The sequence below is a fragment of the Mesotoga sp. BH458_6_3_2_1 genome (genome assembly GCF_003664995.1).
In the GTDB taxonomy this organism is placed as follows: domain Bacteria; phylum Thermotogota; class Thermotogae; order Petrotogales; family Kosmotogaceae; genus Mesotoga.
In genome coordinates this window covers 66,956-81,190 of record NZ_JFHL01000013.1, presented here as the reverse complement: position 1 = coordinate 81,190, position 14,235 = coordinate 66,956, and the positions used below count along the sequence as shown (strand labels likewise).

Here is a 14,235-nt window from a genome sequence, read left to right as displayed (position 1 = left end):
ACAAAAAAAGAGACAGAACCTGGGCAGGCTCTACGGGATAACGGTATTGGGGAATTATTGAATGAACCCCTTCATGTCATCCTCGTGCTTCTGACCAGGATCTCGGCTTTCCAAAAAAGAGACATAACCCTTTTAGGGATCCCAGATCCTTACTAGACCTCCTTGCTTTTCCCTTCTCTCTACTCTCTGAATGATGGTTTGACTAAGAACGAAGAACAGATCCTCGCTCTGGAACGAAGAACAGGTTCTCTTCGGAGAACGGATTACCATTCAACGGACAACGAGTTTCTTCTGCTCTTCCGGCCTCCTATCCACCAACCCCCAAGTTCTGTTCTTTTCTCTTCCTACCACGAACCTGCAACTCCCGACCACGGTTTATCGAAAGCCCAGATCCTGAACAGGAGCACTTCAGATGACAAAAATGAGTTCGTTCTGATCCGAGGACGTAATTTGCTTCTTGAGAATTGGGTCGAGCTCTTGTTCTTTGCTCCTGACCAACCCCCGACCTCCGACCCCCAACCACGGTCTTACAACTCACAACTTGGAACTTGCATCTTGCAACTGATCTTTTGCTCTTTCCTACCTCCTACCTGCTAACCCCAACCACGGTTTTGACTAAGAACGAAGAACAGATCCTCGCTCTGGAACGAAGAACGGTTTCCTCGGCGAACGGAGAGCCGTTCAACGGAGAACCAGTTACTTCGCTCTTTCCAGCGTTCAGCGTCTCTTGGCAAGCGACAAGCGGCTCTTCTCGGCGAACTGATAACCGTTCAACGGCTAACCGGCTTTTCTTGCACTTATCTACGACTAATTCGCATCACCCCACCTGAGATCTCGAGTATGTAAAAAAAGGCCCCCTTAAGGGACCTCTTTCATCTACTGGCGACTTATTCGGAGAAATCTATCGTTCTCTTCACGCTCTTTTTGCTGTGGAATTCAAGCTGATCCTCTTCTTGGAAATCATCGAAGCCGAGTGCCTTTATCCCGCACTCCTTTGGGGCATCTACTCTGCTCGCGTCGTCTTTGTAATGTTTGAGTACTTCGATCGAGACGTCTGCAATTTCCTCGTTCTTTCTGTAAACTCTCATCTTGCCCTTCTTCAGCACGTGTCCATCATCAACCTGGACGCCGGCGATAGTTCCAACTTTGGTAATTTTGAACAACTGCTTTATGTGTCCGTGGCCTATAACTTCATCGACTTCCTCGGGTTCAAGGAGACCCTCTAGCGCCTTCTTGAGATCGTCTATCAGGTTGAAGATGATCTCGTAGACTTTGATCTGGACTCCCTCTACTTCTGCCTGTTTTCTTGCCAGTGCATCGGGTTTGACTTTGAAACCCATTATTACAGCGTCAGAGGCAGATGCAAGCATTACGTCACTCGAGTTCACAGAGCCGATACCGGAATGAACGACCTCAATCCTGACGTCGTTATTCTCTAGCTTGGCCATGGCCTGCTTCAGAGCTTCAACTGTACCGAAAGAATCGGCTTTCAGTATTAGTTTTAGATCCTTCTTCTCATCAGTGTTTCCGGTCATCGAGAGGAATTCTTCTAGTCTTATGTGGCGCCTTGTTGTAATAGACTTCTCTTTCTGAGCCTGACTCTTTGCGTATTCGGCAAGTGATCGTGAAGTGTCAAGGTTTTCAACCGCGTACACAATGCTGTGCACATCGGGCACCTCGTCGAAACCAATAATCTGCACAGGATCTGAAGGATAGGCTTCTCTGATTCTTTTCCCATATTCGTTAATCAGTGCCTTCACTCTTCCTGAGGCAGAACCGGCAACAACGTAGTCGCCAGGTCTTAAGACTCCGTCTTTTACAACGAGAGTTGCCAGGGGACCTACGGCCTTGTCCAGTCTTGAGTCTATAATGATTCCTCTCGCGTTTCCTTCGGGAATGCACTTCACATCTGCCACTTCGGCCACAAGAAGGATCATCTCGAGAACATCCTCAACTCCCTTGCCTGTTTTCGCAGACACAGGAACTGTTATGGTGTCTCCACCCCAGTCTTCGGGAACGAGTCCTAACTTCGAGGCGAGTTGTTGTTTCGTGAGGTCTACGTTTGCATTTGGTTTGTCCACCTTGTTTATCGCGACAATTATGGGCACATTTGCTGTCTTCGCGTGATTGTAAGCTTCTATCGTCTGCGGCATAACTCCGTCGTCGGCCGCTACTACTAGAACTACGATATCCGTTGCCTGAGCCCCACGGGCTCGCATTTCGGTGAATGCCTCGTGCCCGGGCGTATCAATGAACGTGATCTTCTTGTTTCTTATCTCGACCTGGTAGGCACCTATTGTCTGGGTAATGCCTCCGATTTCATCTTCGGCGACCTTTGCCTTTCTTATTCTGTCGAGAAGGGTAGTTTTCCCATGGTCAACGTGCCCCATGACTGTGACGACCGGTGGCCTCTGGACCAATCTTGAGCTTTCTTTGTAAGTTTCGGCGTAAGAACTCGAGATGCTCTCAAAGGGATTGATTTCCTCCTCGTGAACGAGTTCTACTTCCCACTCATAGTTCCTCGCAATATTCATTGCATCTTCAAGCGAAAGAATTTGTCCCGGACGAAGAATTATGCCGTTCATGAACTGATCCTTTATCACCTTTGAGATAGGAACGTTCATCTTCTTGGCGAGCACATCGAGCTTGAATTCATTGCTCTTCAGCTTGATGGATCTTACTTTATGCTCAACCGGAATCTTTTTCTCAGCTGGTGGCTCCTCTTTGGAGACTAATTTCTTTTCAAGCTTCTTGACTTCTTTCTCCTGAATCTTGTTTTTTGCCTTTTCGGCCTTCCTTAAGAGCTCCTTTTTTTCTTCCTCGTAGAGACCAACTATAATGTTAACGGTCTCCTCGTCAAGAACGGACATATGGTTCTTGACGGTAACACCGAGCTCCTCAAGTTCATCCAGCAGCTCTCTTGCCGTTATATTCAATCTCTTAGCAAGTTCGTACACTCTGGCTTTTGGCATAGCTCAGTCACCTCCCGCCTGTGTCATTATCTTTGAGATTTCATCTGCAAGGCCGTTATCGGCAACTGCCACTGCAGAGATGTTTTCTTTGCCGATGGCCCTTCCCAGAGCGACACGGTCGTGTTCTTTGAGGAGAATACAGCTTGCCCCGTGACTCTTGCATCTCTTGATCCAGTCTTCCTTTATCGAATCGCTGGTATCGCAAGCCAGAATGAGAAACTTTCTCTTAAACGGCTGCCTCAAATAACTTCTTAATTGCTCTTTCCCAAACACAACCTTGTTTGCTCTTCTTCCTATTCCAAGGAGAGATACAATTCTCTTTTCATCCATATTATGCCCTCGATCAACGATAATTGAGGACGACTATCCTGGTTCCCACATTGGCCTTTTCTTCCAGCTTAAGCTCATCAAGCTTTTCAAACGGGTCGCCAGACAGAAAGTCTTCAACTCCCCCCAGCTCAAAGGCCAGGGCTTCTGTTTTAAAATGCATCGGAACAACGTACGACGGAGCTAGATCTCTTGTCAGCTCTCTTGCCTGTTTCGCGTCGATTGTGTAGAAACCGCCCACAGGCACAAGCAGAACATCAGGGCTCCTCAGAAGATCTAGAAGCTCTGAATCAATTTTGTGGCCTAGGTCTCCGCAATGAACTACTCTGAATCCGTCCGGGGTCGTAACTTCGAAAATTATGTTCTTGCCTCGTTTACTGCCCTGCACGTCATCGTGGAATACTGAATGACCTTCGATCTTGAACCCTTGCACAGTTTTGTTGACGGTTTCCTTTATCAGCACGAATCCCTGCTCGAATCTATCATGAGCATTGTGGTCGTGGTGCTGATGGGATTCCAGAATAATGTCCGGCCTAACCGGGGGCATGTCATAACCTACACCCTCATCGAAGGGGTCAATTAAAAGAGTCTTTTCATCGCTCTCAAGCGAAAAACACGAATGTCCATGCCATCTCAAAACCATATTCATCACCCAGATACTTATTATATCATGGGTTCAGTAACATGTTCACCGAAAGCAGGCGCTCCTAAAGAGCCATCGCTTTGAGTTCGCGGCCCTCAATGCTGTTGAGGTATATGAACCCTTTTACGAAGTCGATTATTGCGTAAGATCCACCGGTGTCATCTTTGGGAATAGAGGGACTGCCGGGATTAAGAAATATGGTTTCCCCTTCTCTGGAGAGATGCGCGATGTGAGTATGGCCGGATATGACTATTCCTCTTTCGAAGGGAAGACCGAACTCCTTGTGGCCGTGTGAAATGAAGAGTTGAATATCGTTTATGACGAGTGTTCGCGCTTCAGGCAGGTCAAGTAAACCAATTTGCATCAGATCGATTTCGCTGTCGCAGTTTCCCCTCACGGTTTCGATTCTTAGGGAATACTGTCTGAAAATCGCAGCGAGTTCTTCTGGATCGTAGTCACCGGGAAGAGGATTCCTGGGGCCGTGATACAGGAAGTCTCCGCAGTGAATAATCGGAAGGTTTTCGCCGTTTCTCTCAAGTATTCTCTTCACTGGCCCAGGAGAGCCGTGTGTGTCTGAAATTATTACTGCTTTTTCAACCATCTGAAGTATAGGACAGTACCTCCCTTGCAGAGAATCTGTACTTCGCTTTCTTTCGTCTCGTTTGAAACACCCAGCGGATTTCCGTACTCGAGAGTGGCATCTCTCAGAGAGTATTTGAAGCCCTTAAGACTGATCATAGTCGGCTGTCCTCCGAAGGGGAATAGAGACCAGATTTCACCGAGTTCTGCTGAGGAGACCAGCTCTTTGGATACCATTCCGATCTCCACGCTATCCTCCACTATTGTTGCTTTCAAGGTGTTCCGTACGCCGTAGATTGAAGCAAGAGTGCCCATGAAGTGATCTAGCCGGAGACCGGTAGCGCCGAAGATCTCCACCTCCGTTATGTCCCGTTCTTCAAGGGCCTGAAGCGCGATCTGAGTATCTGTATCGTCTTTCTCGGGCGGATAGATTAGAATCAAAGACCCTTTGCTTCTGCACCAATCAAGAGTCGTCTCGCTTATCGAATCCATGTCTCCAACAAGGAGATCGGGATGCCTTTCAAGACTTCTGAGCTTTTCAGCTCCTGAATCGGCGGCCGATACAAAAGAAGTTTCCTCCAACTTTCTCATGTAGAATTCCGTAGAAGATATATATTCCCCACCGACGAAAAGCGCTGCCTTCGTCACCATTTTGTTTTTCCCAATCCAAGCTGGTTTCTGTACTTGTTGACTGTTCTCCTGGCTATGCAGATATCCCTGTTATTAAGTTCAATTACAAGCTGCGCATCTGAAATCTCGGGGTCTTCCCGGACGATCTCGGCTATCACTTCGAGGGCCTGTTCCTTTTCCTGTACGTTGCCGAAAAAGTACCGGATCGGGAAGGTCCCGACAGGAGTCTGAACAAACTTATCCTTTACGGCGCGGCTGACGGTGGAAACTACGACACCTATCTTATCTGCTATTGAATTCATCTTTAGAGGCCTTATCTTGTCGCTTGTTTTCAGGAGGAAGGGTGCATTTCTCATCACGATTTCATTTCCGATTGTGATCAGGGTCGTCTTCCTTCTTTCAAGGGCCGTTATATAGAACTTCGCTTCTTCGAGCTTGTCTTCAAGGTATTTTCTTGCCGCCTTTTCGCCGCTTTCCATTATCTCTTCGTAGGATTCATCAACGTTCAAGACGAGCGAGTAATCCCTGACGGTGACTATGAACTTCTCATCGAGAAACTCAATATAGACATCCGGCTCAACATATCTTACATAGGAGCCATCGCTGTACCCCGATGAAGGGAAGAGGCCTGGCCCCATAAGGGTTTCGAGTTCTTCGCGATTCGAGGCAAAGACGCCGTCGAAGCCACCGTTTCTCATTGCAGAAATGACTGCAGAGAGTCCATCGACGGGGCAGTGATTTTCCCGGGCAATTGTCTCGAGATCTGAGGTAATCATGCCGAGATCGTCCATGTTATCCAGTAGTACTTCAAAGATACAGAAAAGGTCATCGTCGAGTATGTAGAAAGCGAAGTCTCTGAGTATCTCTCTAAAGGTCGGCTGTTGGGCTTCAATTCTGTCGAAGTCCCAGCCGTCGCGATCGGTGCTTTCTTGTTTCATGTAAATGGAGTTGCTCGCAGGGAGTGAGTAATAATCTCCTTCTTCGATATTTTCCTCGTCTTCAGGTTCTCTATGGCTTTCTTTGCTTTCTTCTATGAGTTCGTAGTCTTCTCTCTTTATTTCAAGAAGAGGATTTGCCTGTACAATCTCTTCGAGTTCGGCAGAGATCTCAAGTGAATTGAGCTGGAGCAGTTTCAGGGCCTGCTGGGCCTTCAGTGAGAGGCCGAGTTTCTGCTCAAGTCGCTGGGAAATATTATGGCCTAGTTCCATGTAATCTCTCCTTTGCATTCTGCTCGAACTGCTTAAAGACAAGCGAGAAGGAGTCTGCAATTCTTGAGGCAGAATTACATGGTTCTGAAACACTAGAGAGCTCGGCCGCTCTGCCCATGAAGTACATTCCCAGTATCGCAGATTGATCGAGATCCCCTGTTTGGGCTGCAAAACCGGCAATCGATCCTGAGAGGAGATCACCGCTTCCCGCCTTTGCGAGGCCTGTGTTTCCCGCTGTGTTGATCGATATCTTTCTGCTTCCATTACAAAACACAGATGAGGCGCCCTTCAGAATCGCACTTGTTCCGTGAATGGAACAGAACTCCATGAAAGACTCCAGATCGGTTCTTCCTTCATTAAGCCGGCCGAACTCTCCCGGGTGAGGGGTTATAAGAATCTCCATTGACCTTGATAGGACCGAGAGATCCTTTGAGATAGCGAAAAGACCATCGGCATCTACAATAAAGCTCTTATCGGGAAAACTCCTCAACAACTGCAGTACAAATTCGACACTTTCCTCCTTTCTTCCCACTCCTGGACCGACTACGATGCAATCTATTCTGTCCATCAGTTTAGAGAGGTGTTTGATGTCACCTGGTCCAAGAAAGTCGCCGTCGCTTACCAGAGCAATCGCTTCCGGCAGATTGTTTTGTATAACGCTCGCAGATCCCCCGGGAGTGTACGAGTAAACCATTCCGCACCCGGATCTGAAAGCGCCGAGAGCAGAGAGATACGGAGCTCCTGTGTAGATCTCACATCCGCCTATTATGAGAACAGAACCATAGCTTCCCTTGTAGCTGTTACGAGGCCTTTCAGGCAGAAGTGCGGAGATAACCTCTTCATCTATGACTTCGGAATCGGCCAGAGAATTCATTATTCTCTTTGGAAAGCCGGCGCCCTCGATGAGAATCTCGCCACAGAATGCACATCCAGGATAGAGAAAATGGCCAACTTTTGCCAGTCCGAAAGTGACTGTCTTGTCCGCCTTGAACGACGAGTCTGAAGCACTGCCGTCAAACCCGGAGACCCCCGAAGGGATGTCCACGGCCAATCTATAAGCTTTAAGCCGATTGACAAATTCGAACAGCTTGGCGGTATTGCCTTCAAGACTTCCATGAAATCCCGTTCCAAAAACGGCATCGACTATTATGTCGGCGCTGCCGAGCAGATTCTCCGCGACGGAAGTCTCTTCCAGGTCCACAGCCGGCCCTCCTAGAGAGCCATAAATCGCTGCGTTTCTTTTGCAGTCATCGCTTGTGGGAGTATAACATCGCACAACAGCGACATCAGTTCCGTGACCGAGAAGAAGCCTTGCCACTCCGTAGCCGTCACCACCGTTGTTGCCGCTGCCACAGAGGACAACTGCCCGGCTCACTGCGTGTCTTTGAATCTCTTCGAAAACGCTGCGGGCAGCCTCTTCCATTAGAAGAAGCGAAGGTACCCCTCCTTCAATTATCTTCTTGTCGATTTCCCTCATCTGGGCGGGAAACGCTACCTTCAAATCATCACCCCTCAATCTGATCTTATCATTTTTCTGTGTCTCTTCGCATGTTATAATCTCGCGAGAGGTGAGTAAGATGAAGCTTTGTGTGGTCTTGGCCGCCGCATTCTCCCTGCTTGTTGGAGGGACGCTGTTCTCTTCAGTCAGCGAGTACGATGATCTGACTCTTTTCATACAGCAGGTCGTTGATTCAGGCGATATCGATGCACTTGTTAGAGTTCACTTCCACCTGGTAGATACAGAATACCCCGATTCTGATTACGAAGATCTCAAGTTAAAGATTCGTCTCGTTATGGTCGGGGGTGAAGATGTCTACGTAGAGTTTTTCGAGCCTGAAGAACTTAGCGGAATTGCCCTGGTATATCTCTCAAGGGAGGAAGTGACTTTCAGTGTTGTTGACGGTGTGCCCTGGAAGCAATACAGATCGAGCTACCAGACTGATTTGATCAACAACCTTACTGAACAATTCTTCGGTGGTCTCCTCGAGTCGTCCAACTTCACATGGACCGTTGCCACAGAAGATGACAGGCGGATATACATGATTGATCCGTCCGAACAGAGACTCAGAGTACTCGGCCTCATTGGAGGCGGGGGCTACCTTCCCAATCTCATGCACATACACGTTTCTTTCCTCCGGAGAGAGGGTTACTTCCCAGAGATTGAATATTTGAAGATAACCGATAGAGTCGGCGACGAGTATCTTCTCGTAGAGGTCGATGAATTCAAGACCGTGGTGGACAGATCCATCTTCACCGATCTTAGAGGCAAGTATTACGAGACTTTTCAGAAGTAGTCGCTCTTGATCCGTGTTAGTATTCTCGGTATGTCGATATCGAGATCTCTGTCGTAGGGTCTTGTCGTCACGGTGAACTCCCTTAGTTTTATGTGAAGGTTCTTTCTAACTCTTATTTCGCCCCTGATAAGCAGATAGCAGCCTCTGTAGATTTCCGCGAATACCCTTTTCGATTCCCTTTCATCGAAACGAATGTCAAAGATTTCTTCGGTTTCGCCCCCGCTCCTGTATACGCATATACTCACCCTGAAGAATCCGCCCCGCACAGTTGATTCCGGGTCCGTAGTGGCTTGTCCATATATTGTTATCTCGTTGAATGAAAGGGACAGATCAATTCACCTCAGCTAAATGCCTGGAGTGTAGACGGTCGGTATGTGTTATTATTTTCTTGTCATAAAACGGAGGTAGCCATGAGTGAAAAACCACGAGTAGCATTGATAGCGCACGACAAGAAAAAGATCGATCTAATAATGTTTGTCAGAGAGCACGTCGACGTCTTCAGAAAGTGCAGCCTTTTTGCAACCAGCACTACAGGCAATATCCTCAGGGAAAAGGTCAAATTGGAGCTCACTTCATTCAAGTCGGGTCCGCTGGGTGGCGACCTCCAGATTGGCGCTCTCATCGCCAATGATGAGATCGATTTTGTAATCTTTTTGAGAGACCCGCTCACCGCGCAGCCCCATGAGCCGGATGTGAGCGCCCTTCTGAGAGTGTGTGATGTTCATAACAAACCGTTAGCAACTAACCTCGCGACGGCAGAAGCCCTGGTAATGGAGATCAGAAGGTTTCTCAAGCTTTCTGATCTCGGGGAGGAATAATATATTCCCCGGAAATATGGCGTATTCTCCGAATTTATTTTCTATTTGGAGCACGGTTTCCAGCAGTTCCTTTTCTTTTTCGAACAGAGAGAGCTGCCTTTGATTCTTCTTTTCTTTAAGAGCCCAGCATGAGATTCCAATCGCCCTGACGGCCGTTCCGTTCCAGATTGAGCTGATCAGCCACGGGGTGATCTCCGTCATATCTTTGATCGAGGAAATTGTGAAGTTCAGTTTCTTTGAAATAGCTTTGGAACTTCTGTCCGCGTATCTAAAGAAGAAACTGACGCCGGAGCCTTCCATTTTGTATCTTCCCATCCTGTATATTACCCTGGCAGCCAGGAAGTTTGTTACTCTCACTATAAGATCGAAATCGCTTATATCACCCGAGAGCGTCATAGAATGGCCCACGGATTTCGGTCTCTCTTCTTTGAAGAACTCATTCCTGGAGAATCTTTTCTTTGTGAGACTCTGCAGAAAGCCCATGAAGGCATTTCCGAACATTGTGTAAAGATCCATGGGAGACTTCTCCAAACCTTCCAGAAGCTCCCCTGTCGTCTTGTATCCCATAGATTCTAGTTTTATCAACGTGTGTTTCCCTATTCCCGGAACATCCTTTACGGGTATCTCATTCAAGAATTCTCTTTCCATGCCGTCTTTGACCACTACGAATCCGTTTGGCTTGGAGTAATCGCTGGCGATTTTAGATATGATCGGGTTTACCGAGATTCCAACTGAGGCGGTTATTCCGAATCTCTCTTTCAAATCTCTCTTAAAGGAAATGAATCTGTTAATCGATTCCTCCAGTTTAGTGTGAAAGCTGAGATCTATGTAAGCCTCGTCCACGCTCGCAACCATAACTCTGGGCGATACAGAGGTCATCATCTTCATTATCTCTTTCGATATATAGCCGTACTTCTTTGACTGCACTCCCACGGCTATAAGATCGGGACACAGCTTCAGGGCTTCGAAAAAGGCCATACCCGATTTCACACCCAGTCTCTTTGCCTCATAACTCGCCGAAGTTACAACGGAATGCCGCTTTCCAATTCCGGTTACTGCTATCGGTTTGCCTTTAAGAGTCGGATTGGCTGCCTGTTCTATACTTGCGAAAAATGCGTCCATGTCTATGTGAGATACGTAAGGAATTCCTTTCAAGGAAATCACCCTCCAAGAAGATAGCTGTACCATTTCTTTGCGTCTTCGTCAAATTCAAGATTGTAAGCTCCAAGTGTGGTCATTACTGAAAAATGATAGACTTTCTGGGATCCCACGGCCTCAACCCAGAAGGAGGTAACGGCATTCACAATTATTTTTATACCATCGTAACTGAACCTTACCGGTACAAAATAATCTCCATGAAAATATACAAGCACCTTCGTGAGCTTCTTATGGGCTTTCATAAGTATCACCACTTAGATATTAGGTATAAATTATTATAACAGATGAATTTCTAGAAAGGCAAGTGTTTATTCAATTATTTTTCCTGAAGTTCTATCGGGGCTTTACAGCAGGAAGACAGACCCTTTTTTTCTCTGCGGTTGAAGGAAAGGGCCACAGTCTTTTTGCATACAGAACATACCCATCTGTGTACCGGAAGTCCCTCGTACTCGGCTACGATATCGAATCCCAGTTCTTCGGACAGCTTCCGAAATTCCGGCGAGCTATGCGAGAAATCTCTGTCATTCTTCATCAAGTAGAAGTGAGAAAGCTCGTGAAGCAAGGTTCTCTTGAGAAGTTCCTCGTTACAAGATATCGAAGAAGAGATCTCTATTCTGAGAGGAGTAAGCGTTCCGCGGCTTTTCGAGTAGACAAGTCTGCCGAGGACCCTCTTCAGCCTTGAGTTGAAGGAAAAGGGTATATCCGGAAAGACACCGAAAGCCCTCAGAGAAAGCTCTCTCGCTCTCGTGGAAAGATTTCTGTCGGCGGAAGTCATACTATACAAACACTCCTCTCATGAAAGGGATGTCCTAAGATTCGCCGTGAAAACGATTGTTTGTGCTTGGAGCATAGGAGCGGCAGGACCGCTCCTATGCCAGCACTATCATTATCTCGCCTGCGTCTATATTGTCACCCTTCTTCACCCTGACTTCGCTCACCGTGCCCGAGTCCTCGGAAAGAATACTGTTTTCCATTTTCATTGCTTCGAGTATCACAAGCTTCTGACCGGGGGAGACGGAATCTCCTACCGAAACGAGAACCTCAAGTATACTCCCCGACATTGGCGACAGTATTTTGGCTTTCTCTCCCGATCCACTGGATTCCTTAACGGGTTCAGCCGGTTTCTGAGCTTCCTTGACCGTTTCAGCCGGTTTGGGTGAATCCACAGCTTCAACTTTCTGCCTGGTTTCAGTCTTTTGAACTGCCGCGCCAGAACTTGAATCGGCTACAGAAGAAAGCTCCTCGATCTCGACGTCGTAATCTTTGCCGTTAACTCTCACTCTGAATCTTCTCAATTCTTGCTCCTCCTCACTTTCCAGTAGACGGTTGGTTCTCGTCGTTTCCATTGCGAGGTCGCCGACAGGTTAACAGGGGCGACACTTCTGACTTTGAAGTCGCTGTGACCCATAAAGGCAGTTACTGCAGCGGTTATGGCGGCAATCACTTCGCCTTCCTCCGTCTCAAAGACTCTCGAGCTCGCTGCCGGGGCAGGCTTCTTACTGACTGCCGTAAGCTTGTTTTCATCTTCTCTGGAGAAGAGGCGGCCGAGAATCTTGAATATGACAAAAAGCATCGCCAGCGCCAGGAAGACAATTGCTACGCCAATAATAGTGATCTGGATATACTCTTCCATCAGATACACCTCAAAGCGGTATATTCCCGTGCTTTTTGGTCGGTCTGCCTTCGACTTTCGTATCTAGCGTCTCCAAAGCCTTGATTATCTCCATTCTGCTGACAGCCGGATCAATTATCGATTCTATGTAGCCTCTTCCTGCCGCAACAAATGGATTTGCGAACATGTCTTTATATTCTGAAATCTTTTCCTGTCTAGTCTTTTCGGGTTGGTCGGAACCGTCAATTTCTCTCTTGAAGATTATGTTCGCGGCGCCTTCGGGACCCATTACGGCGATCTCGGCCCCCGGCCACGCGTAAACAATGTCTGCTCCGAGATGTTGACTTCCCATTGCGATATATGCCCCTCCGTAGGCCTTTCTAAGGATCACTGTTACCTTCGGAACTGAGGCTTCACTGTAGGCATAAAGCAGTTTCGCCCCGTGACGAATTATACCTCCATGCTCCTGGGAGACTCCCGGAAGGAATCCTGGTGTGTCCACAAATGTGATTATCGGTATATTGAAAGCATCCAGGAATCTAATAAATCTCGCCGCCTTGTCGGAGGCGTTTATATCGAGGGAACCGGCGAAGACAGAAGGCTGGTTAGCCACTATCCCCACCGATCTTCCGCCTATCTTTGCAAAGCCCACGACCATATTCTTCGCATAGTGTTCATGTACCTCGAGGAATCTTCCTCCATCGACTACAAGTGAGATCACTTTTTTCACGTCGTATGACTGCTTTGGATTATCCGGCACAATCTCCCGGAGACCTTCCTGAGTCTCGCCGCTATCGGCCTCTCCCTTGTTTGGTTCCTCGGCATTGTTCTGCGGCAGGTATTCGAGAAGTTCCCTGACGAGAAGCATTGCGCTTCTGTCATCCGGGGTGAGGAAGTGGGCATTTCCGCTCTTTGTATTATGTACGAGAGCTCCACCCAGTTCTTCCATCGACGTCTCTTCACCCGTCACGGCCTTTATTACCTGTGGACCGGTTATAAACATCTGTGAGTGCCTGTCGGTCATAATAATGAAGTCGGTTATTGCGGGTGAGTAGACGGCGCCTCCTGCGCACGGTCCGCAGATAACGGTGATCTGAGGAATCACTCCCGAAGAGAGGGTATTTCTGTGGAAGATTCCACCGTAGCCGAAAAGAGAGTCTACACCTTCCTGAATCCTTGCTCCGCCCGAATCGTTTATTCCGACGATCGGTATACCTAGTTTCAAAGCCATGTCCTGCACCTTTATTATCTTCTTGGCGTGCATTTCCCCAAGCGATCCGCCCTGCACTGTGAAATCCTGAGAGAAAACGGCTATCTTTCGCCCATCGACTGCTCCTATTCCCGTCACGACTCCGTCTGCCGGGAATGCCTTGTCCGCAAGACCAAAGCTCGTTGCTCTGTGTTTGACAAATCTGTCGAACTCTTCGAAGCTTCCTTCGTCACAGAGAACATCGATTCTCTCTCTGGCAGTCAACTTTCCTGCTTTATGCTGCTTCTCGATCTTTTCCTGACCACCACCAAGGATGATCTGTTCGCTCTTTTCAAAAAACTCTTCAAGTCTACCGGCCAATTCATTCGCCCCCTAGTGGTGTCCTTCGACAAGTTCAGTCAGAACTCCGCCCGTGCTTTTGGGGTGGAGGAAGACTACTTTTGTTCCCCCGGCTCCGTCTTCGGGCTCCGTGGAAAGAGGTTTCAGCCCAAGTGAAACGGCTTCTTCAATGGCTGCTTTGACATCGTCAACGTGAAAAGCGATGTGATGTATGCCTTCTCCCCTGCTTTCCAGGAATCTTGATATCTGGCTGTTTTCCGATATCGATTCGAGAAGCTCAATTCGAGTGTCGCCGACCTTTACGAAGGCAACTTTCAGTCCTCGGTCTTCAAGTTCCTCGATTCCGGTGACTTCCAGTTTAAGAAGGTCTCGGTAGACGGAAAGCCTCTCTTCGATCGATTTTACGGCTATGCCAATATGGTCTATTCTGTCGGATTTCAATTTG

17 protein-coding genes are annotated in these 14,235 nt (G+C 47.8%); 2 read left to right on the top strand and 15 right to left on the bottom strand.

All coding sequences use genetic code 11. The features are described from left to right. Positions 1–887: 887 nt before the first annotated feature. From infB to Y697_RS07385, 7 genes are all read right to left on the bottom strand, one after another. On the bottom strand, positions 888–2,972 hold the full coding sequence (gene infB, locus Y697_RS07415) for a translation initiation factor IF-2 (protein ID WP_121551007.1): 2,085 nt from the start codon (positions 2,970–2,972) through the stop codon (positions 888–890). A 3-nt stretch (positions 2,973–2,975) separates the two neighbouring features. Beyond that, positions 2,976–3,302, bottom strand: a complete 327-nt coding sequence (locus Y697_RS07410) for a ribosomal L7Ae/L30e/S12e/Gadd45 family protein (RefSeq protein WP_121551006.1) — start codon at positions 3,300–3,302, stop codon at positions 2,976–2,978. 13 nt (positions 3,303–3,315) lie between these two features. Continuing rightward, a complete protein-coding gene (locus tag Y697_RS07405) occupies positions 3,316–3,942 on the bottom strand; it encodes an MBL fold metallo-hydrolase (protein ID WP_259462374.1) in 627 nt (208 codons plus the stop codon). A 64-nt stretch (positions 3,943–4,006) separates the two neighbouring features. Then, positions 4,007–4,492, bottom strand: coding sequence for a phosphodiesterase (yfcE, locus tag Y697_RS07400; RefSeq protein ID WP_259462373.1), 486 nt, complete (start codon positions 4,490–4,492; stop codon positions 4,007–4,009). A 32-nt stretch (positions 4,493–4,524) separates the two neighbouring features. Continuing rightward, entirely contained in the window at positions 4,525–5,172 is a 648-nt protein-coding gene (locus Y697_RS07395; RefSeq protein WP_121551004.1) for a thiamine diphosphokinase, read from the bottom strand. Further along, positions 5,166–6,377 (bottom strand): RNA polymerase subunit sigma-54, encoded by a 1,212-nt coding sequence (locus tag Y697_RS07390; RefSeq protein WP_259462372.1) that lies wholly within the window; start codon positions 6,375–6,377, stop codon positions 5,166–5,168. The genes Y697_RS07395 and Y697_RS07390 overlap by 7 nt, the downstream gene beginning before the upstream one ends. Next, positions 6,343–7,860: an NAD(P)H-hydrate dehydratase gene (locus Y697_RS07385; protein WP_121551002.1), complete on the bottom strand. Its 1,518-nt coding sequence runs from the start codon at positions 7,858–7,860 to the stop codon at positions 6,343–6,345. The genes Y697_RS07390 and Y697_RS07385 overlap by 35 nt, the downstream gene beginning before the upstream one ends. Positions 7,861–7,936: 76 nt before the next feature. Between Y697_RS07385 and Y697_RS07380 the strand changes: the two genes are divergently transcribed. Then, positions 7,937–8,653, top strand: a complete 717-nt coding sequence (locus Y697_RS07380) for a hypothetical protein (RefSeq protein ID WP_121551001.1) — start codon at positions 7,937–7,939, stop codon at positions 8,651–8,653. Here the strand turns inward: Y697_RS07380 and Y697_RS07375 are convergent. After that, positions 8,644–8,898, bottom strand: a complete 255-nt coding sequence (locus Y697_RS07375; RefSeq protein ID WP_259462371.1) for a hypothetical protein — start codon at positions 8,896–8,898, stop codon at positions 8,644–8,646. The two genes, Y697_RS07380 and Y697_RS07375, sit on opposite strands and share 10 nt — an antisense overlap. A 165-nt stretch (positions 8,899–9,063) precedes the next feature. Between Y697_RS07375 and Y697_RS07370 the strand changes: the two genes are divergently transcribed. Further along, positions 9,064–9,471 carry a methylglyoxal synthase gene (locus Y697_RS07370; RefSeq protein ID WP_121551000.1) on the top strand — a complete coding sequence of 136 codons (408 nt, stop codon included), beginning with the start codon at positions 9,064–9,066 and terminating at the stop codon, positions 9,469–9,471. On the opposite strand, the gene Y697_RS07365 is transcribed toward Y697_RS07370, so the two are convergent. The 7 genes from Y697_RS07365 to mce form a co-directional block, all read right to left on the bottom strand. Then, positions 9,388–10,635, bottom strand: coding sequence for a DNA polymerase IV (locus Y697_RS07365; RefSeq protein ID WP_259462370.1), 1,248 nt, complete (start codon positions 10,633–10,635; stop codon positions 9,388–9,390). The two genes, Y697_RS07370 and Y697_RS07365, sit on opposite strands and share 84 nt — an antisense overlap. Continuing rightward, positions 10,632–10,871: a hypothetical protein gene (locus Y697_RS07360; protein WP_259462375.1), complete on the bottom strand. Its 240-nt coding sequence runs from the start codon at positions 10,869–10,871 to the stop codon at positions 10,632–10,634. The genes Y697_RS07365 and Y697_RS07360 overlap by 4 nt, the downstream gene beginning before the upstream one ends. Before the next feature lie 74 nt (positions 10,872–10,945). Beyond that, on the bottom strand, positions 10,946–11,404 hold the full coding sequence (locus Y697_RS07355; protein WP_121550998.1) for a SprT-like domain-containing protein: 459 nt from the start codon (positions 11,402–11,404) through the stop codon (positions 10,946–10,948). A gap of 94 nt (positions 11,405–11,498) precedes the next feature. Beyond that, positions 11,499–11,924 carry a biotin/lipoyl-containing protein gene (locus tag Y697_RS07350; RefSeq protein WP_121550997.1) on the bottom strand — a complete coding sequence of 142 codons (426 nt, stop codon included), beginning with the start codon at positions 11,922–11,924 and terminating at the stop codon, positions 11,499–11,501. After that, on the bottom strand, positions 11,921–12,262 hold the full coding sequence (locus Y697_RS07345) for an OadG family protein (protein WP_121550996.1): 342 nt from the start codon (positions 12,260–12,262) through the stop codon (positions 11,921–11,923). Before Y697_RS07345 ends, Y697_RS07350 begins: the two co-directional genes overlap by 4 nt. A gap of 10 nt (positions 12,263–12,272) precedes the next feature. After that, positions 12,273–13,811 (bottom strand): acyl-CoA carboxylase subunit beta, encoded by a 1,539-nt coding sequence (locus Y697_RS07340; RefSeq protein ID WP_121550995.1) that lies wholly within the window; start codon positions 13,809–13,811, stop codon positions 12,273–12,275. Between the two features lie 12 nt (positions 13,812–13,823). After that, positions 13,824–14,231, bottom strand: a complete 408-nt coding sequence (gene mce / locus Y697_RS07335) for a methylmalonyl-CoA epimerase (RefSeq protein WP_121550994.1) — start codon at positions 14,229–14,231, stop codon at positions 13,824–13,826. Positions 14,232–14,235 lie beyond the last annotated feature (4 nt).

Bases quoted from the DNA above. Each gene is read 5' to 3' on its own strand.
- infB (WP_121551007.1), bottom strand. From the start codon at position 2,972: ATGCCAAAAGCCAGAGTGTACGAACTTGCTAAGAGATTGAATATAACG.
- Y697_RS07410 (WP_121551006.1), bottom strand. From the start codon at position 3,302: ATGGATGAAAAGAGAATTGTATCTCTCCTTGGAATAGGAAGAAGAGCA.
- Y697_RS07405 (WP_259462374.1), bottom strand. From the start codon at position 3,942: ATGGTTTTGAGATGGCATGGACATTCGTGTTTTTCGCTTGAGAGCGAT.
- Y697_RS07395 (WP_121551004.1), bottom strand. From the start codon at position 5,172: ATGGTGACGAAGGCAGCGCTTTTCGTCGGTGGGGAATATATATCTTCT.
- Y697_RS07390 (WP_259462372.1), bottom strand. From the start codon at position 6,377: ATGCAAAGGAGAGATTACATGGAACTAGGCCATAATATTTCCCAGCGA.
- Y697_RS07380 (WP_121551001.1), top strand. From the start codon at position 7,937: ATGAAGCTTTGTGTGGTCTTGGCCGCCGCATTCTCCCTGCTTGTTGGA.
- Y697_RS07370 (WP_121551000.1), top strand. From the start codon at position 9,064: ATGAGTGAAAAACCACGAGTAGCATTGATAGCGCACGACAAGAAAAAG.
- Y697_RS07360 (WP_259462375.1), bottom strand. From the start codon at position 10,871: ATGAAAGCCCATAAGAAGCTCACGAAGGTGCTTGTATATTTTCATGGA.
- Y697_RS07355 (WP_121550998.1), bottom strand. From the start codon at position 11,404: ATGACTTCCGCCGACAGAAATCTTTCCACGAGAGCGAGAGAGCTTTCT.
- Y697_RS07345 (WP_121550996.1), bottom strand. From the start codon at position 12,262: ATGGAAGAGTATATCCAGATCACTATTATTGGCGTAGCAATTGTCTTC.